Origin of the sequence: Erwinia rhapontici (genome assembly GCF_020683125.1) — a bacterium.
Taxonomy (GTDB): Bacteria; Pseudomonadota; Gammaproteobacteria; order Enterobacterales; family Enterobacteriaceae; genus Erwinia; species Erwinia rhapontici.
In genome coordinates this window covers 3,459,264-3,477,781 of record NZ_CP085627.1, presented here as the reverse complement: position 1 = coordinate 3,477,781, position 18,518 = coordinate 3,459,264, and the positions used below count along the sequence as shown (strand labels likewise).

At 55.6% G+C, this 18,518-nt stretch carries 17 protein-coding genes; 10 read left to right on the top strand and 7 right to left on the bottom strand.

All coding sequences use genetic code 11. The annotated features are described in order from the left end of the window. Window positions 1-458: 458 nt before the first annotated feature. Window positions 459-1,352, bottom strand: coding sequence for a TIGR01777 family oxidoreductase (locus tag LJN55_RS16075; RefSeq protein WP_133841376.1), 894 nt, complete (start codon window positions 1,350-1,352; stop codon window positions 459-461). A gap of 205 nt (window positions 1,353-1,557) precedes the next feature. On the opposite strand from LJN55_RS16075, the gene yfcF reads away from it, so the two are divergent. Both yfcF and yfcD read left to right on the top strand, forming a co-directional pair. Next, on the top strand, window positions 1,558-2,199 hold the full coding sequence (gene yfcF / locus LJN55_RS16070; RefSeq protein WP_133841377.1) for a glutathione transferase: 642 nt from the start codon (window positions 1,558-1,560) through the stop codon (window positions 2,197-2,199). A gap of 126 nt (window positions 2,200-2,325) precedes the next feature. Then, window positions 2,326-2,850, top strand: a complete 525-nt coding sequence (gene yfcD, locus LJN55_RS16065; RefSeq protein ID WP_133841378.1) for an NUDIX hydrolase YfcD — start codon at window positions 2,326-2,328, stop codon at window positions 2,848-2,850. Window positions 2,851-2,904: 54 nt separating this feature from the next. Here the strand turns inward: yfcD and LJN55_RS16060 are convergent, their stop codons facing one another. The 4 genes from LJN55_RS16060 to LJN55_RS16045 all read right to left on the bottom strand — a co-directional run bounded on the left by LJN55_RS16060 (window position 2,905) and on the right by LJN55_RS16045 (window position 7,484). Then, window positions 2,905-3,732, bottom strand: a complete 828-nt coding sequence (locus tag LJN55_RS16060) for an ABC transporter permease (protein WP_133841379.1) — start codon at window positions 3,730-3,732, stop codon at window positions 2,905-2,907. A gap of 10 nt (window positions 3,733-3,742) precedes the next feature. Next, entirely contained in the window at window positions 3,743-5,002 is a 1,260-nt protein-coding gene (locus tag LJN55_RS16055) for an ABC transporter permease (RefSeq protein WP_133841380.1), read from the bottom strand. Between the two features lie 116 nt (window positions 5,003-5,118). Next, a complete protein-coding gene (locus LJN55_RS16050) occupies window positions 5,119-6,144 on the bottom strand; it encodes an ABC transporter substrate-binding protein (RefSeq protein ID WP_133841381.1) in 1,026 nt (341 codons plus the stop codon). A 77-nt stretch (window positions 6,145-6,221) separates the two neighbouring features. Next, a complete protein-coding gene (locus LJN55_RS16045; protein ID WP_133841382.1) occupies window positions 6,222-7,484 on the bottom strand; it encodes a 4-aminobutyrate--2-oxoglutarate transaminase in 1,263 nt (420 codons plus the stop codon). 107 nt (window positions 7,485-7,591) lie between these two features. Here LJN55_RS16045 and pdxR point away from each other — a divergent pair, with 107 nt between their 5' ends. The 3 genes from pdxR to LJN55_RS16030 are packed head-to-tail and all read left to right on the top strand — an operon-like array spanning window position 7,592 to window position 10,430. Further along, window positions 7,592-9,097 (top strand): MocR-like pyridoxine biosynthesis transcription factor PdxR, encoded by a 1,506-nt coding sequence (gene pdxR, locus LJN55_RS16040; RefSeq protein WP_133841383.1) that lies wholly within the window; start codon window positions 7,592-7,594, stop codon window positions 9,095-9,097. 45 nt (window positions 9,098-9,142) lie between these two features. Then, window positions 9,143-9,367 carry a hypothetical protein gene (locus LJN55_RS16035; RefSeq protein WP_227534834.1) on the top strand — a complete coding sequence of 75 codons (225 nt, stop codon included), beginning with the start codon at window positions 9,143-9,145 and terminating at the stop codon, window positions 9,365-9,367. Further along, window positions 9,345-10,430 carry an ABC transporter ATP-binding protein gene (locus LJN55_RS16030; RefSeq protein ID WP_213202089.1) on the top strand — a complete coding sequence of 362 codons (1,086 nt, stop codon included), beginning with the start codon at window positions 9,345-9,347 and terminating at the stop codon, window positions 10,428-10,430. The genes LJN55_RS16035 and LJN55_RS16030 overlap by 23 nt, the downstream gene beginning before the upstream one ends. Window positions 10,431-10,913: 483 nt before the next feature. Here the strand turns inward: LJN55_RS16030 and pta are convergent, their stop codons facing one another. Together pta and ackA are read right to left on the bottom strand one after the other, a co-directional pair. Next, complete coding sequence (gene pta / locus LJN55_RS16025; RefSeq protein ID WP_227534833.1) at window positions 10,914-13,058, bottom strand: phosphate acetyltransferase; 2,145 nt, start codon at window positions 13,056-13,058, stop codon at window positions 10,914-10,916. 193 nt (window positions 13,059-13,251) lie between these two features. Beyond that, entirely contained in the window at window positions 13,252-14,454 is a 1,203-nt protein-coding gene (gene ackA / locus LJN55_RS16020; RefSeq protein ID WP_133841386.1) for an acetate kinase, read from the bottom strand. A 352-nt stretch (window positions 14,455-14,806) separates the two neighbouring features. Here ackA and yfbV point away from each other — a divergent pair, with 352 nt between their 5' ends. The 5 genes from yfbV to LJN55_RS15995 all read left to right on the top strand — a co-directional run bounded on the left by yfbV (window position 14,807) and on the right by LJN55_RS15995 (window position 18,359). Then, on the top strand, window positions 14,807-15,259 hold the full coding sequence (gene yfbV, locus LJN55_RS16015) for a terminus macrodomain insulation protein YfbV (protein ID WP_133841387.1): 453 nt from the start codon (window positions 14,807-14,809) through the stop codon (window positions 15,257-15,259). 122 nt (window positions 15,260-15,381) lie between these two features. Next, entirely contained in the window at window positions 15,382-15,876 is a 495-nt protein-coding gene (locus LJN55_RS16010; protein ID WP_133841388.1) for a YfbU family protein, read from the top strand. 13 nt (window positions 15,877-15,889) lie between these two features. Further along, window positions 15,890-16,549, top strand: a complete 660-nt coding sequence (locus tag LJN55_RS16005) for a sugar phosphatase (RefSeq protein WP_133841389.1) — start codon at window positions 15,890-15,892, stop codon at window positions 16,547-16,549. Window positions 16,550-16,806: 257 nt separating this feature from the next. Further along, window positions 16,807-17,307 carry an RNA polymerase sigma factor gene (locus tag LJN55_RS16000; RefSeq protein ID WP_133841390.1) on the top strand — a complete coding sequence of 167 codons (501 nt, stop codon included), beginning with the start codon at window positions 16,807-16,809 and terminating at the stop codon, window positions 17,305-17,307. 83 nt (window positions 17,308-17,390) lie between these two features. After that, window positions 17,391-18,359 carry a FecR family protein gene (locus tag LJN55_RS15995; RefSeq protein ID WP_227534832.1) on the top strand — a complete coding sequence of 323 codons (969 nt, stop codon included), beginning with the start codon at window positions 17,391-17,393 and terminating at the stop codon, window positions 18,357-18,359. Window positions 18,360-18,518 lie beyond the last annotated feature (159 nt).

Sequence of the window (18,518 nt, the reverse complement as noted above, 5' to 3'; positions counted from 1 at the left end):
GGGCAAGTGACAGCAGGGCGAAGCCTGGACTCCTGGTGTTGACTGCATTGTGATCGCTCAAAATTAATTCCGCATTGTTAATATAAAAAGGTAATGATCTCTGACAGTGCATGGAAAACAGCGTGTCGGGCATGCACAGGAATACGCGTGTAAAAAATACGACGATTAAAAGTAATCGATTACTTTTGGGAAATCAAGTGTTTACCTATAAATCCATCAACACAATCAGTAATGGTCAGACATTAAAGGCGTCACCAATATCGATGAGATGAATACCTGTAGAAAATTCAGACCGACCAAAGAACAGGCAATCAACTTCTTTAATCATGCCTGTCCAGTGGAAAATCATTTTGCTACAGATACCCGCTACTCGTCGTGTTATGTGGAAGGTGATATCAAATATGGCGATCAGTGACCCGGAAAGGGGATATTATATTCAAGAGAAATCCGCCCGTCATTCACACCACATCTGCCAGCGCTTTATCCAGCTCGTACCAGCGAAAACGAAAACCCGATGCTTCCAGCCGTTGCGGCAGCACATGCTGTCCCCCCAACACCAGCACCGCTGACTCGCCCATCATCAGGCGAATGGCCGTGGCGGGCGTACGCATAAATGCCGGACGGTGCATCACTTCACCCAGTGCCGCAGCGAACTGCTCGTTGCGCACCGCGTAGGGCGCTACCAGATTAAACGGCCCGTCCAGCTCGGGATGATCCAGCAGCCAGAGAATGCCGTTTACCGCGTCTTCCAGATGTATCCACGGGAGGTACTGCTTACCGTTACCCAGCGGCCCGCCAATCCCCAACTTAAACGGCAGTTTCATCTTTTCCAGCGCTCCGCCTTTCTCCGCCAGCACGACGCCCGTACGCAGCAGGCACACGCGGGTGCGGTCGCTTTGTGCGTTCAACGCCAGCTGCTCCCAGCGTGCACAGAGTTCATGCGTAAACTCCGCATGACCGGGGTCATCCTCGGTCACCACCAGTTCGCCAGTGTCGCCGTAAAAACCGGTGGCGGAACCGGAAATCAGCACCGCAGGGGGGGCGCTGCTGGCCTTGATCAATTCAACCAGACGCATCGTTATTTGCCAGCGGCTATCGCATAACAGCTGCTTTTGCGGCTCGCTCCAGCGTTTTGCCGCGATCGGCTCTCCCGCCAGGTTGATGACCGCATCAATGCCGTTCAGATCACGCTGTTGGTCCAGGCCCGACCACAGGTTAATTTTTTCACTCAGGGTACGGCGTGCCGCGGCGACATCACGCGTGACCACGCTGATTTGGTGGCCTGCCTGAAGTAATCGGGCCGTTAACGGGCGGCCAATCAGCCCCGTCCCGCCGGTAATCAGAATATGCATGCGGATTATCCTTCAGAATGCGCCAGTACACAGTATGCTGCTTTCAGCATAGGTGAAGATACCAGGATTGCGTGTGACAGGGCGCACGTGCAGATGCTGTGGTGGTTGTTCTGAAATGGTAAACTCCCTCATTGCGGAGATTGCCATCGGCGTGAAAAGTCGGTAAACAGGATGTTCCTATCCGTGAACGTCAGAGGACGTCCTGATGCGTTATCCCACGATCCTGTTGTGGTCAGATTCCAGCTTTTTCAGCCCTTATGTGATGTCGGTCTATGTTGCCCTGAGCGAAAAAGGCATTCCTTTTTCCCTGAAGCGCGTCGATCTCGGCAGCGGTGAGCATCAGCAGCAGGCTTATGGCGATGTGTCGTTAACGCGCCGGGTGCCAACGTTGCAGGTCGACAACTTCCATTTGTCTGAATCCTCGGCGATTGCGGAGTATCTGGAAGACCGTTTCCCGGCCCCGGACTATGAGCGCCTTTATCCACGTGATATCGAAAAACGTGCTAAAGCTCGTGAGATTCAGGCCTGGTTGCGCAGTGACTTTATGCCCATCCGTCAGCAGCGCCCGACGGAAGTGTTGTTTGCCGGAGCGCGGTTTGCCCCGCTGGATGAGGCCGGTCAGCAGGCGGCCGCAAAACTGATTAGCGCCGTGGAACGTCTGCTGCCCGAAGGTCAGCAGAACCTGTTTGGCGAGTGGTCGATAGCGGATACTGACCTTGCGGTCATGCTGAATCGCCTGGCGCTGCACGGCGATGCGTTACCGCCGCGGCTCGCTGATTATGCGCATTTTCAGTGGCAGCGTGCGTCTGTACAGCTGTGGTTATCCGAATCGTCAAAAGCGGCATAGCGCATCAGCACAAATTGATGATTGCGTCGTGCGGCGTTAAACATTAATTTAGGGCGGATCGCGCAACCGTGTGCGAAAACGTTTGATTCAACTGTGCGCCAGGCGCCAGAACAAAAAGGGTTACGGATGGTGGAGCAAGATCAGGGCACGGAGTGGGTGGATATCGTTAACGAAGATAACGAGGTCATTGCACAATCCAGCCGTGTACAGATGCGTGCGCAGTGTTTGCGCCATCGCGCAACCTACATCGTGGTTCACGATGGCATGGGCAAAATTCTGGTGCAGCGTCGTACCGAGACGAAAGACTTTATGCCGGGGATGCTGGATGCGACCGCCGGGGGCGTAGTGCAGACCGGTGAAGAGATGCTGGGCTCGGCGCGACGTGAAGCCGAAGAAGAGCTGGGCATTGCCGCGGTGCCGTTTGCCGAACATGGCCAGTTCTACTATGAAGATGAACACTGTCGCGTATGGGGCGGATTGTTCAGCTGTGTGTCTCACGGCCCGTTTGCCATGCAGGAAGAAGAAGTGGATGAGATTTTCTGGATGACGCCGGAAGAGATCACTGCCCGCTGCGATGAGTTTACCGCTGACTCGCTGAAAGCCTTGTCGTTGTGGTTGACGCGTAATAACGAATCAGGCCGCTACGACTAACCCTCCCTGTGGCGCAGTAGCCCTGCGCCACACATATTCCTGTGATAACATTGATTAATGTGCCGGGCTGGACTGGCGCATCTTCTCGCCACGTCGACGCAATATTTCCATCACGATCAGCAGAATCAGCGATGCACCAATCATCAGGCTGGCCGCTGCGGCGATCGTCGGATCCAGGTTTTCACGGATCCCGGCAAACATCTGGATCGGCAGTGTGCGCTGGGTTGGGCTGGCCAAAAACAGCGTGACTACCACTTCATCAAACGATGCGGCAAAGGCAAACAGTGCGCCGGAGAAGACGCCTGGAGCGATCAGGGGCAGTGTCACCTTGCGGAACGTCAGCAGGGGGGAGGCACCCAGACTGGCGGCAGCGCGGGACAGCGTCGTATCGTAACTTTTCAGCACGGCGACCACGGTGATCACGACAAACGGCACGCCAAGCAGCGCATGGGCCAGCACCAGACCGAGATAGCTGTTAAGCAGCGACAGTTTGGCAAAGAAAAAGAACATGCCAACGGCAATAATCACCACCGGCGCCACCATCGGCGAAATGATAATCGCCATCACGATGCCTTTCCCGCGAAACTCACCGCGCACCAGGCCCATTGAGGCCAGCACGCCCAGTACGGTGGCCAGCAGCGTGGCCAGCGGGGCAATCAGCAGGCTGTTACCCAGCGCACCCAGCCACTCTTGCGAATGAAAGAATGTGTCATACCAGCGCAGCGAAAAACCACTGAGCGGATAGCTGAGAAACGAGCTGCTGTTAAATGACAGCGGCACAATGACCAGTACCGGGACGATAAGAAAGAGCAGCACCGCCGCCGCATAGAAGTTAAACAGGCCTTTCCACAGGCGCAGGATCAGGGTTCCCTGTTGTCTCATCATCATCTCCTTAGTGAGCTGCCGCTTCGGCAGAGGTACGTGTGACACGGATATAGACGATATACAGCAGCAGGACGATCACCAGCAACTGGCTGCCGAGCGCAGCGGCCATTCCCCAGTTCATGGTGGTGTTGGTAAAGAAGGCGACAAAGTAACTCACCATCTGGTCGTTCGGCCCGCCCAGCAGGGCAGGGGTAACGTAGTAACCAATCGCCATCATAAATACCAGCAATGCTCCTGCGGCAACCCCGGCATAGGTTTGTGGGACATAAACGCGCCAGAAGGCGAGGAAAGGATGGGCGCCCAGTGAGACAGCCGCGCGTACATAGCTCGGTGAGATGCCTTTCATCACCGCATACAGCGGCAGAACAATAAACGGCAGCAGGATATGGGTCATCGAAATAAACACCCCGATACGGTTAAACACCAGCGTCAGTGGGGAGTCGATAACGCCCATACCCATCAGGGCGCGGTTAATCAGCCCGCCGGACTGCAACAGCACAATCCAGCTGGCGGTGCGGACAATGAGTGACGTCCAGAACGGCAGCAGTACCAGGATCATCAGCAGATTAGCGCGGTTGGCAGGTTGTTTCGCCAGCCAGTATGCCAGCGGATAACCAATACCGACGCACAGCAGTGTCACCACCGTGGCCATCCACAGGGTGCGCAGCAGCACATTGACATACAGTGCCTGGTCAGCAGGCAGTGCCTGAATATCACCGCTGGCTGCATCGACCTTACGGTCGAACACGGACAGCAGATAGTAGCTGGTGACCGGGCCGGATACGCGTTTCAGCGTTTGCCAGGTACTCAATTCTCCCCAGGCCGGTTGTCCGGAAATCAGCGCCGCTTTTACGCCTTCACCCGAGGCGGGGACAAGCCGTGGCGTGGTGGTGATCAGGCGGCGAAACGAGGTGTTTTCATAACTCAGACGCTTGGCAACGGTGGCAATCTGTCCGCGCTCCCTGGCGGCGATCAACTCTTTTCCCAGCGTGGCGTACACTGCCTCATCCGGTAACGCACTGCCAGACCAGGAGGCCAGCGCGGCTGAGGTTTCCGGCAGGTTTTCGTGGATCTCAGGGTTCTGAACGCTTTTACTCAGAATAGAGACGATAGGAAACAGGAAACAGACCACGACGAAGATCAGCAGCGGCGCAATCAGCAGCAGGGAACGACGGGTTTTCACACCATCGACCTTGCGCAGGCGCTGACTTAATGACGTACTGTCCGGTGTTGATGGCATGGGGGATTCCATTACGGGATTGCTCATTACTGTCTCCTGACATCATGGCGGGGCCGTTTACTCACAGGGCGACCGGATAAAGGGGGCGCCCCCCGACAAGCGCGCAGGAGCGGACCTACTGTTTCGGTCCGCCCGCAGAGCCGTTACTTCGCGGCCCAGGCGTTAAAACGCTGTTCCAGATCTTCACCGTGCTCCAGCCAGAAATCACTGCTTACCTGTAATGAGGTGGCGAGGTTATCTGGCGCGGTGGGCAGTTTGCTTACGCGTGCCGGATCAAGCAGCTTGCTGGTGTTGATATTGGTCGGCCCGTAAGGAATATTTTCAGCAAACACTTTCTGGTTTTCGGCTTTGTTGGCAAAAGCGATAAACTTCTCCGCCAGTGCTTTGTGTTTAGATCCTTTCACAATCGCCCAGTTGTCGAGGTCGTACAGCGCGTTGTCCCAGACGATTTTGAAGTCATGACCTTCATCCTGTGCGGCACCAATGCGGCCGTTGTAGGCGGAGCTCATCACCACGTCGCCGGACACCAGCCATTGCAGCGGCTGTGCGCCTGATTCCCACCACTGAATATTGGGCTTCAACTGATCCAGTTTTTTGAAGGCGCGTTCCACCCCGGCTGGTGTCGCCAGCACGTTATAGATGTCTTCACGCTTCACACCGTCTGCCATCAATGCAATTTCCAGCGTGTATTTGGCACTCTTACGCATGGCGCGTTTACCCGGGAAGTCTTTCACATTCCAGAAATCTGCCCAGCTTGCTGGCCCTTTTTTCAGTTTGCTGGCGTCATAGGTCAGCACCGTAGACCAGACGAAGATCCCGGCCCCGCACTCGCTCACGGCGGCAGGGATAAAGTCGGCTTTATTACCCAGCTTGTTCCAGTCCAGCGTTTCCAACAGACCTTCCTCACAGCCACGTTGCAGTTCCGGCGTTTCCAGTTCCACCACGTCCCAGCCTATCTGGCCGGTTTCAACCATTGAACGGATGCGAGCCATTTCGCCGTTAAACTCACCCGCCTCAATCGATCCCAGGCCCGCGGCAGTGAAGGGTTTATAAAACGCTTTTTCCTGTGCTGCTTTATTGGTGCCGCCGAAAGAGATCACTGTCAGGCTTTCCGCCTGAGCCTGAAGTGTCAGTGTGGCGAGAATCAGTGCTGCTAAGGTCTTTACCATGCCAAATTCCTCATTTTCTATTAGGTTGTTATAAGCATTTTATGTGCCACATCCCGGTGGCCGGCGGAATGATGCAGTCAGCCGCGTAAAAGTGATGTCAGCAGGCTAAGTGCCGTTTTGAATTGAGCGTCAGGAATAGTGAGGGGATAAAGGAAACGAATGACATTGCCGTGTACGCCGCAGGTCAGCAGGATTAATCCTTGCGCCAGCGCGCGTTGCTGGATATCACGGGCCATCGCCGCGGAAGGTTTTCCGGTGGCCGGGTCATTAAATTCAGCGGCCACCATTGAGCCGCGCGCGCGCACTTCAACCAGCGCCGGGTTTCCACTGGCATTCAGCGTTTCCACCAGTTCCGCGCCAAGGCGCAGGGCGCGGGCGCACAGATCTTCTTCTTTAATCACTTCCAGCACAGCCAGCGCACCGGCAACGGCCAGCGGGTTACCCGCATAGGTGCCCCCAAGGCCGCCGGGTTCAGGCGCGTCCATCAGTTCAGCGCGTCCAGATACCGCTGAAATGGGCAGTCCTCCCCCCAGGCTTTTCGCCATGGTCATCAGGTCAGGCTGCGCGTCAGGATAATATTCGCTGGCGAACAGTTTGCCTGTACGGGCAAAGCCCGTCTGGATTTCGTCGGCAATCATCACAATGCCGTGCTGGTCGCACAGCGCACGCAGTGCAGTAACAAATTCAGCCGGGGCGATGTTAAAGCCGCCTTCACCCTGAATCGGTTCATAGATAATGGCGGCAACCTGCTGCGGACTGATATCGCATTTGAACAGCGTTTCCAGGCTTTCCATCGCGTCCTCTACGCTGAAGCCGTGCAGGGCATTCGGGTAGCGGGCATGGAACACGGAGCCAGGGAAGGGACCAAAGCCGGTTTTGTACGGGGTGACTTTACCCGTCAGTCCCATGGTCATCAGCGTGCGCCCGTGGAAAGCACCGCTGAAAGCTATCACCCCCGGGCGTCCGGTGGCGGCGCGGGCAATCTTCACCGCATTTTCGACCGCTTCAGCACCGCTGGAGAAAAAGGTGGTTTTGCATGGCCCGGTCACAGGCACAAGTTCATTAAGCTGCTCGGCCAGAGCAATGTAGTTTTCGTAGGGTATAACCTGGTACGCGGTGTGAGTGAAACAGTCCAGCTGGGCGCTGACGGCGGCCATCACTTTTGGGTGCCGGTGGCCGGTGTTCAGCACGGCAATCCCGGCGGTGAAGTCGATATACTCACGGCCCTGGTGATCCCACAGCGTGGCGTTCTCTGCTTTGGTGGCGAAGAAATCACACATCACCCCCACTCCACGTGGGGTGGCGTTCAGACGGCGCTGCTGTATTTCACTGTTGCTCATGGTGTAACCTCGTTATGAATTTTGAATACTCTCTGCTCTCCTTGCTTTGTAGCCTTTTCGGGGTTTTATAAACCAGAGCCAGTTTTTTTTATTTCAAGGAACCAATTTTGCGAACGTTACTCGGTGACCTGCTCGCGCATCGCCTGGCACTGGCGCCTGAGGGCGCGCTGGGCAAGCGTTTATACGATGTGTTGCAGTGCGCGATTCAGGATGGATCCATTGCCACGGGCAGTCGTTTGCCGGCCACGCGCGATCTGGCAAAAGATCTGTCCGTGTCGCGGAATACCGTGCTGGCGGCGTATGAGCAGTTGCAATCAGAGGGGTATCTGCAAACCCGTACCGGCAGCGGTACCTTCGTCAGCGATGCGTTGCCGGAAAGCGTGCCGGAAACCGAAGGCGTGCCGGTCAGTGCCGGGCGCCCGTTTAATTTCGTGCGCCTCTCCAGTCGGGGATCGCGTCTGCTGACGCGCAGCGGGGCCGGAGCGTATCAGTGGGGGGCGTTTATGCCCGGTGTGCCCGACGTCAGCCATATGCCGCACGATATCTGGCGCAAGATCCACCTGCGTCTGAGCCGCCGCATGCCGGTGGAGGCGCTGAGTTATTCCGGCCACGGCGGTTGCCTGCAACTGCAACAGGCGCTGGCTGACTATCTGCGGGTGATCCGTTCGCTGAACTGCACGCCAGACCAGATTCTGGTGACGGCCGGGACGCATCAGTCGCTGGATTTGCTGGCAAAAATGCTGTGCGATCCGGGGGACCGGGCGTGGGTGGAGGAGCCGGGTTACTGGGGCATCCGTAACGTCCTGGCCGTGAACGGCATTGAGTTGTTGCCAACGGCGGTGGATGACGAGGGGATGACGCTGCCTGATTTGAGCGGTGAAGCGCGTGCGCCGCGCCTGATTTGTGTGACGCCCTCACACCAGTATCCGCTGGGATCGGTAATGAGCCTGCAACGACGGCACCAGCTGCTGGCGCTGGCAAAAAACGCCGGAAGTTGGGTGGTGGAGGATGACTACGACGGTGAGTTTCGCTTTACCGACTCCCCGATCCCCGCCCTGCAAGGGCTGGCGCCGGATGCGCCGGTCATTTATCTCGGCACCTTCAGCAAAACCCTGTATCCCGGCCTGCGCCTGAGCTACATGGTGGTGCCCAAGCCGCTGGCGGCGCGGATGAAAATGGCCCATTCCGAGCTGTACCGTGGCGGCAACGGGCTGGTGCAGTTGACGCTGGCGGAGTTTATCCGCGAGGGGCATTACGCAGCCCATGTGCGCAAGATGCGCCAGCTGTACAGCCGACGTCGCGCTGAGCTGGTGCGGGTGATCCGCGAAAGTCTGGGAGATAAATTTATCGCTCAGCAGAGCAATGCCGGGCTGCATCTGATTCTGTCGCTGCCCGATAACATCGACGATGTGGCACTCAGCGCTGAGCTGGAGCAAAACGGTGTACTGACGCGTCCGCTGTCGGCTTACTACCTGCTGGGTACCGCGCGACGCGGGCTGCTGCTGGGATATGCCTGCGTCGACGAGCAACAGATGGCGGAGAAATTTGCCCCGATCCTCGCCTGTCTGTCACGGCGCATCACGCCGGGCGAATTGCCCTTTCATGGTGCATAGGGCGATGATTGCCTGATTCTGCTGGTTTTTTGTTGATGTGTTTTGGTGTTTTTTAAAAAAACAATAGAAAACAACAGCCTGAAAGCAATGCCTTCAGGCTTTTTTTTGATTTTTTGTCAGATTCTACTTGTCGAAGTGAAATTTGTTGTGGTAGAGCTAAAAAAGAGCCACCCAACAGATGCACCTCTTGTGAGTTATGCACAAAGCGTGCCTGGGACGTTTTTTGCCCGTTTGACGAGAGAATACTATGAGATCCCTGGTAAGTTTTAAGAACATCAAAAAGAGCTACGACGGCGAAAAGCTGGTGGTTCGTAATCTGAATCTTGACGTGCAGGAAGGGGAGTTTTTAACGCTGTTAGGGCCGTCTGGTTCTGGAAAAACGACCAGCCTGATGATGCTGGCCGGGTTCGAAACTCCGACCGATGGCGAGATTTTCCTGCGTGATAAACCCTTGCATACCTTGCCGCCGCACCAGCGTGATATTGGCATGGTGTTCCAGAATTATGCGTTATTCCCGCATATGACGGTGGCGGAAAACCTGGCGTTTCCGCTGTCGATCCGCCGTATGAGCAAGGTTGATATTAAAGAGCGTGTGGCACGCATTCTGGATATGATCAAACTCACCCCACTGGCCGATCGCTATCCGGCGCAGATGTCGGGGGGACAACAGCAAAGGGTGGCCCTGGCGCGTGCGCTGGTGTTTGAGCCAAAGCTAATCCTGATGGATGAGCCGCTGGGGGCGCTGGACAAACAGCTGCGTGAGCACATGCAGCTGGAAATTAAGCAGCTCCATGAGATGCTGGGTCTGACGATTGTTTATGTGACGCACGATCAAAGCGAAGCCATGACCATGTCTAACCGGGTTGCCGTATTTAACGACGGTATGATCCAGCAGATGGACAGCCCTGGCCAGCTTTACGAGCAGCCCGCCAATGCCTTTGTGGCGCAGTTTATTGGTGAAAATAACAGCCTGCTCGCCACGCAGGTCGCAGCACAGGGCGACTACTATCGCGTCAAGCTGGACGATGGTTATGAGCTGGATGCGCTGAAAGTGCGGCCAAGCTCACCGGGGAAAAAAATCCAGCTCAGTATTCGTCCGGAGCGTATTAACGTCAATGCCCCGGAACAGGGCGATCAGCAGGTGAGCGCGCGTATCCAGCAGTTTATCTATCTGGGCGATCATGTGCGCATGCTGACTGAGGTCGCGGGGCAGGGGAACTTTATGATCAAGCTGTCGCCGGCCAAAATGGACAGCCGCTGGCAGCCGGGCAGTGAGGTAAAACTCTCGTGGCAGCCTGAGCATCTGCGTGCGCTTGATGTGGTGATCCAGTAATAAAAAAGGGCCAGGCATGCCTGGCCCCTACAGGGTACGTTGGATTCGTAGGGGTCAGGCACGCCTGACCCGCACGGGGTACGTTGGATTCGTAGGGGTCAGGCACGCCTGACCCGCACGGGGTACGTTAGATTCGTAGGGGTCAGGCACGCCTGACCCGCACGGGGTACGTTGGATTCGTAGGGGTCAGGCATGCCTGACCCGCACGGGGTACGTTAGATTTGTAGGGGTCAGGCACGCCTGACCCGCACGGGGTACGTTGGATTCGTAGGGGTCAGGCACGCCTGACCCGCACGGGGTACGTTGGATTCGTAGGGGTCAGGAACGCCTGACCCGCACGGGGTACGTTAGATTCGTAGGGGTCAGGCATGCCTGACCCGCACGGGGTACGTTAGATTCGTAGGGGTCAGGCACGCCTGACCCGCACGGGGTACGTTAGATTCGTAGAGGTCAGGCACGCCTGACCCTGTCCCTGAAACGTTGTTAGCCTTCAGCCTGTTTAGACTGAATCGCCGTCAGGGCGATGGTGTAAACGATATCGTCTACCAGCGCGCCGCGTGACAGGTCGTTGACCGGCTTACGCATCCCTTGCAGCATTGGCCCGATGGAGATCAGGTCAGCAGAGCGCTGTACGGCTTTGTACGTGGTGTTACCGGTGTTCAGGTCTGGGAAGATGAACACGGTAGCACGGCCTGCAACCGGTGAGTTTGGCGCTTTTGATTTGGCAACATCAGCCATGATCGCTGCGTCATACTGCAATGGACCATCGATCACCAGGTCAGGACGTTTTTCCTGCGCGATGCGCGTGGCTTCGCGTACTTTCTCAACGTCGCTACCGGCACCGGAGGTTCCGGTGGAGTAGGAGATCATCGCCACGCGTGGCTCGATGCCAAACGCCAGTGCAGAGTCGGCGGACTGGATAGCGATCTCTGCCAGCTGCTCAGGGTTGGGATCCGGGTTGATCGCGCAGTCACCGTAAACCAGAACCTGCTCAGGCAGCAGCATGAAGAACACGGAGGAAACCAGTGAACTGTTCGGTGCGGTTTTGATCAGCTGTAATGGCGGACGAATGGTGTTCGCGGTGGTGTGAACAGCACCGGAAACCAGTCCGTCAACTTCACCGCGCTCCAGCATCATGGTGCCGAGCATCACATTGTCTTCCAGCTGCTCCTGCGCTACCACTTCGGTCATGCCTTTGCTCTTACGCAACTCAACCAGACGGGCAACGTAGTTTTCGCGTGCAACGACCGGGTCAACAATCTCAATACCTTTGCCCAGTTCAACGCCCTGAGCGGCCGCTACGCGCTGGATCTCTTCCGGGTTACCCAGCAGGATACAGGTGGCGATGCCGCGCTCAGCACAGATGGCTGCGGCTTTAACAGTACGTGGTTCGTCGCCTTCTGGCAGGACGATACGTTTATGCGCTTTGCGTGCCAGTTCGGTGAGCTGGTAGCGGAAGGCAGGTGGAGACAGACGACGGCTGCGCTCAGATTCAGCGGTCAGCGATTCGATCCAGTCGGCATCGATGTGGCTGGCCACATATTCCTGCACGCGTTCAATACGCTGGGTATCGTCGCTTGGGACTTCCAGGTTGAAGCTCTGCAGGCTGAGAGAGGTCTGCCAGGTATTGGTGTCGACCATAAAGACGGGCAGGCCAGTCTGGAAAGCTCGCTCACACAGTTTCTGAATCGGCGCGTCGATGGCGTAACCGCCGGTCAACAGAATGGCACCAATTTCCACGCCGTTCATCGCGGCCAGGCAGGCGGCAACCAGCACGTCAGGACGGTCAGCAGAGGTCACCAGCAGTGAACCCGGACGGAAGTGTTCCAGCATGTGTGGCAGGCTGCGGGCGCAGAAGGTCACGGATTTCACGCGGCGAGTGGTGATGTCGCCCTCGTTGATCACACGTGCATTCAGGTGACGGCACATATCGATAGCGCGGGTGGCAATCAGCTCGAAGCTCCACGGCACGCAGCCCAGCACGGGCAGCGGGCTGTTAGCGAACAGCTGCTTAGGATCGATATTGGCCACGCTGGCTTTGTTTGAGTCGTCAAAGATCTCAGACAGGTCCGGGCGCGTACGACCCTGTTCGTCAACCGGGGCATTCAACTTGTTGATGATAACGCCGGTAATGCTTTTGTTTTTGCTGCCACCGAAGCTGCTCTGCGTCAGTTCGATGCGCTCTTTCAGCTGGGCCGCTGAGTCATTGCCCAGTGACATCACGAAGACGATTTCAGCATTCAGTGTTTTGGCGATTTCATAGTTCAGCGCATTGGCGAACTGATGTTTACGCGTTGGCACCAGGCCTTCTACCAGCACCACTTCGGCATCTTTGGTGTTTTCGTGATAGCGCGCAATGATCTCTTCCATCAACACATCTTGCTGGTTAGAGCCCAGCAGAGATTCAACGCGGCTCATTGCCAGCGGTTCAGCGGCAGGAATGCTGGAGTTTTTGCGGATGATGGTGGTGGTCTGGTCTGGGCTGTCGCCGCCTGCACGTGGCTGGGCGATCGGTTTAAAGACGCTGAGACGCACGCCTTTACGTTCCATAGCACGGATAACGCCCAGGCTGACGCTGGTCAGACCGACGCTGGTACCGGTAGGGATGAGCATGATAGTACGGGACACGATAGATTCTCTCCTATAGCGTCATTTTTCACGCTACAGGTGTGTTGGCTGCCTTCGCTCACCCCAGTCAATTACTTGAGTAAGCTCCTGAGGATTCACTCAGTTGCCGCCTTCCTGTAACGCGAAATATGTAGCTATATAAAATGGTGTCTAAAACAACGCCGTCAGCCTGGGCTGACGGCTCGTTGCGAGATTATGCCGTCAGGCGGCTGGCGTCCTGCGCGATCACCAACTCTTCGTTGGTTGGGATGACAATCGCTGCACGCGTGCCTTCTTTGTTGATAAAGCCTGATTTGCCGAAGCGTGCGGCCAGGTTGCGCTCGTGGTCAACCTCGAAGCCCAGCAGCGCCAGCTTGCCCAGTGACAATTCACGAACCATCGCTGCATTTTCGCCGATCCCGCCGGTAAAGATAACCGCATCCAGGCGGCCGTCCATCAGTGCAGTGTAAGAACCGATGTATTTCGCCAGACGGTGGCAGAACACATCCATCGCGCGTTTGGCATCTTCTTTAGTGGCGTAGTTGTCTTCAACGTAACGGCAGTCGCTGGTGACTTCAGTCAGACCCAGCAGGCCAGACTCTTTGGTCAGCAGTTTGTTGATCGCATCCACGCTCATGCCCAGCGTGTCGTGCAGGAAGAAGATGATCGCCGGGTCGATGTCACCACTGCGGGTGCCCATCACCAGACCTTCCAGCGGAGTCAGACCCATTGAGGTGTCCACACATTCGCCGTTACGGATAGCCGAAACAGAGCCTCCGTTGCCCAGGTGGCAGGTGATCACGTTCAGTTCAGAAACAGGTTTGTTCAGGACTTTCGCCGCTTCCTGAGTTACATAGTAGTGACTGGTGCCGTGTGCGCCGTAACGACGAACACCGTGCTCTTTATAGAGTTTGTACGGCAGGGCGTAGAGATAAGACTCTTCAGGCATTGTCTGATGGAAAGCGGTGTCGAAAACAGCCACATTCTTATCTGACAGGTGTGGGAAGTTTTTCAGTGCTTCATCAATACCGATCAGGTGCGCCGGGTTATGCAGCGGTGCAAAAGAAGAAGCATCTTTGATGCCCTGGATAACAGACGCATCGATAACCACAGATTGAGTTAACTTTTCGCCGCCATGTACGATGCGATGACCGATTGCAGCGATTTGTGCCGACAGTTCTGGTTTTTGTGCCAGAATAGTTTTAACCATGAAGTTCAGTGCTTCGCTGTGAGCTGCACCAGCACCCAGAGCCGCTTCTTGTTTAGCGCCATCCTGCTTCCATTTGATACGGGCTTCCGGAAGGTGGAAACATTCAGCTAAACCTGACAGATATTCGTCGCCGTTTGCCGGATCGATGATGGCAAATTTCAGGGAAGAACTACCGCAGTTCAGAACCAGTACTAACTTACTCGACATGGAAGGTCCTATTTGTTTAAAGTGGCGAAAATAAAGTCAACAGTCTATCAGCGTAGTGCATGAAAGCTGGTACATTAATGATGAAGGTCAGGCTTTCGAAAAGTTTTGTCCGAAAGCAAATTTTTTGGAAATATTACGAGATTTTTTTAAATCTTGTCTGTTATTTTTATAAGTTGGTCGATTGTTGACCCGGATTGCTCGTTATCCACTGCCCGTACCCGATATGATGGGAATAAATCGCGCACAGGATAACCAGGGTCACTCGCAAAGACAAAATATTTTGAATCATGTTAGGTAAAGTTGGTGAGTTACAGTTTTTTTTTAATATTTATCTCTGAAGTTGAGGTCAGACATGGCGAATGAGTCCGGCAGTGTCGGTTGGTTTAAGCTGTTCCAGCATGGGCAGCACTATATGAAGACGTGGCCTGTCGATAAACGCCTTGCACCTATGTTTCCAGAAAACAGAGTGACGCGCGCCACGCGGTTTGCTATCCGCATTATGCCTCCCGTCGCTGTTTTCAGCCTGACCTGGCAAATTGCCCTCGGCGGGCAACTTGGCCCGGCCGTGGCCACCGCGCTCTTTGCCTGTAGCCTGCCAATGCAGGGGCTGTGGTGGCTGGGAAGACGTTCGGTCACGCCGTTGCCTCCTTCTTTGCTGGGCTGGTTCCACGATGTGCGTGAGAAACTGCAAGCCGCCGGCCAGGCGATGACCCCGGTTGAAGGCAAGCCCACGTATCAGTCACTGGCTGATGTTCTGAAACGGGCGTTCAAGCAGCTGGATAAAACGTTCCTTGATGACCTCTAAATGCAGGCGGGTTTTCCTCACTGAAGTGAAGGTAAACCCGCTTTGCGTCAAAGAAGCCTTTCCCCTCGCTATGCGATCCTTGTGCAACTTTCAGATTGCCCCCCGTGGCCGAGGAGCCCCAAATGGATATGACCCACGCACAGCGTTTAATTCTTTCCAATCAATACCAGTTAATGGCGATGCTCGATCCCGATAATGCGGCGCGTCATCGTCGCTATCAGACTATTGTCGAACGCGGTTACGGCCTGCAACTGCGCGAGCTGGATAATGAATTCAGCCAGCTGCCGGAAGCGGAATGCCGCACGCTAGTCGCGATGATGGAGATGTATCACGCGCTGCATGTTTCCTGGACTAATCTGAAAGAGCCTCAGGGGGTTGAAGCGCGTCGCCTGGTATTCCTGGGTTTTGATGCCGCCACAGAAGGGCGTTACCTCGGCTACGTGCGCTTTCTGGTGAATGTGGAAGGGCGTTACGGTCATTTTTCCGCGGGCAACCACGAGTTTAATGCTCAGGTGCCGATGTGGGAAAAGTATCAACGGATGCTGGCTGTGTGGCACAATTGTCCCCGACAGTACCATCTGAGTGCGAATGAGATCGCGCAAGTTATCAACGCCTGAGAAGGAAGATGCAGTGAAGTGTAAAGGTTTTCTGTTTGATCTGGATGGCACGTTAGTCGACTCACTTACGGTCGTTGAACGTGCCTGGAAAAACTGGGGTAAGCGCCACGGGATTGACCCGGACGAAGTGCTTGGTTTCATCCACGGTAAGCAGGCTATTACCTCACTGCGCCATTTTATGGCCGGGGCGTCAGCAGACGCCATTCAGCAGGAGTTTATCGCCCTGGAAAAAATGGAAGCCGAAGACACGGACGGGATTGTGGCGTTGCCGGGTGCGCTAGCGTTGCTGGCGCAGCTTGATGAAATGGACATCCCCTGGGCCATCGTGACCTCCGGTTCTGTGCCTGTGGCCAGCGCCCGTCATGCGGCGGCAGGGCTGCCAGCTCCTGCCGCGTTTGTTACCGCAGAACGTGTCGAGCGCGGTAAACCTGAACCTGATGCCTATTTACTGGGTGCACAGCTGCTGGACCTGGAGCCGGAAGAGTGTGTGGTGGTAGAAGATGCCGCAGCGGGCATTCTCTCCGGACTGAGCGCAGGCTGCCATGTGATTGCCGTGAACGTGCCCGTTGATGCACCCCGTCTGGAAGATGTGGATATGGTACTCACCTCGCTGGATGAGCTTATCATCCATAAAAATGCTGATGGCAGCGTTAATATTCACCGTAAACATTAATTCTTTTCAGCCCTGCTCTCGCGGGGCTTTTTATTTCCCCCTGGTTCCCCGTGGTAAAAAACACAACATAAATGTCACACCAATTTTAATGTTAATAAGAATCATTATCATTTTTATATTTTTTTCTATATTCTTACCTAAAACGAACAAATAGCGACCCGCGCAACCGCGTGCTGGTCCTCTCCAGGGTACTTTTTTATGGTGTGCATTAACGTTGCTTGTGCTCGCTTTAAACTTCCGGCTCCCGGGGTGGCGCTATGCTGAACCTCAAATTGCTCTTCCAGAAGCACGCGCACGAGATCCAGCAGTTTCTTCAGAAACGCGGGCACGGGCCTGATGTGGCCGCCGATCTGACCCAGGATACTTTCCTGCGCATCCTCAGTTCGGCACCGCAAAAGGATGATAACCCGCGTGCGTGGCTGCACCGGGTGGCACGTAACCTCTCGGTTGACCTCTATCGCCGCCAGCAGATTGTCACCATAGAAGAGATGCCGGAAGAGGACTTCTATGCCATTGCTGACCCGCTCTCCGGGCCGGAACGGACCTTTGGTGCGCGTCAGGATCTGCAAATACTGAACGATGCGCTGCATGAGCTGCCGTTACAAACTCAGCAGGCTTTCCGCCTGTATCGTTTAGGGGAGATGACGATTAACGAGGTGGCAGAGGAGCTGGATATTTCTATTTCCCACTGCTGGAAACTGATTCAACGCGCCTACCTTCATCTGCGCGTGAAATTGAACGATGCGCATAAGCAATGAACTAAAATAAGCAAACGCATCTCTTATCCATTACAGTATGAATGCTCTTTTTGCCGACGCGCCAGCGAACCGGATTTGCTCAGATGACTGGAAACATGTCGCAGGACGATAAACTGTTTGAAGAAGCCTTCGACCTGATCATCATGTTGCAGGCTGGCAAGGATACCCCGCAGGTGCGCGATCTGATTCAGGTCTGGCGCGCGCGTGGCCCTGCCCATGAAGCGGCCTGGCGCGAGGCGATGCATATTCACAGCCTGTCCGGCGATTTGCTGCATGTTTCCCCCTCCACCGTTGTGCCCCTTCCTTCCCGACCGGAATTATCCCGTCGTCGTTTTCTGCTGGGGGCAACTGCAGTTGCTGCTGCGGGGGCTCTGTTGGCAGTGGCGGGACCCCAACTGCTGCTTAACCTTCGTGCTGACAACGTGACGGCGACCGCAGAAGTGAAACATCTGCGGCTGGAGGACGGAACCGCTATCGCGCTGGGACCGGACAGTGCCGTTCGTTATCATTTTACCCCGCAGGAGCGCCGTATTGAGCTGCTCTCCGGGATGGCGTGGATTGATGTTGCCGCTGACGACATGCGTACTTTTCGCGCGGTGGCGCGTGATATGCAGGTCAGTACTTTCGACAGTGCTTTCGATTTGAGCCAGGAGAGTTCGCTGCTGAATGTCAGCGTCGGGCGCGGCAGTGCTGAAGTGCTTATCGCGGGTAACAGTGACCCGGTCAGTCCGCAGCTGGGTGCCGGTGACTGGCTGACCCTGGATCTGCACAGCCAGTTGATCGAACATGGTCATCATACTGCTGATGCCGCCGGTGCCTGGCAGGACGGTACGCTGGTGGTGGACGGCGAAACATTATCATCAGTGGTCGCACGCATTGCGCGCTGGCAGCCGGGCAAGGTGGTGATGGCCAGCAGCCGCCTTGGTCATCAGCGTATTAGCGGTGTCTATAATCTGAGTGACCCCTTGAGCGCCTTGCAGGCTGCGGTGCAGCCTCGTGGTGGCAAAGTGCATGAACTGAGTCCGTGGCTGACGGTAATCGCCACGATCTGACCGAAAAAGACCTTCCTCCCTACGTTTTCATTCTCCCCCAAAATAGTTTTGTAAAAAAAACATCTTAATGAGAAAAATTGTCATTCCCATTCGTTGTATCTGACAGAGCGTGCTGGCTGTCACCTGCATCATCGGCCGCTTACAAAATAACAATATTTT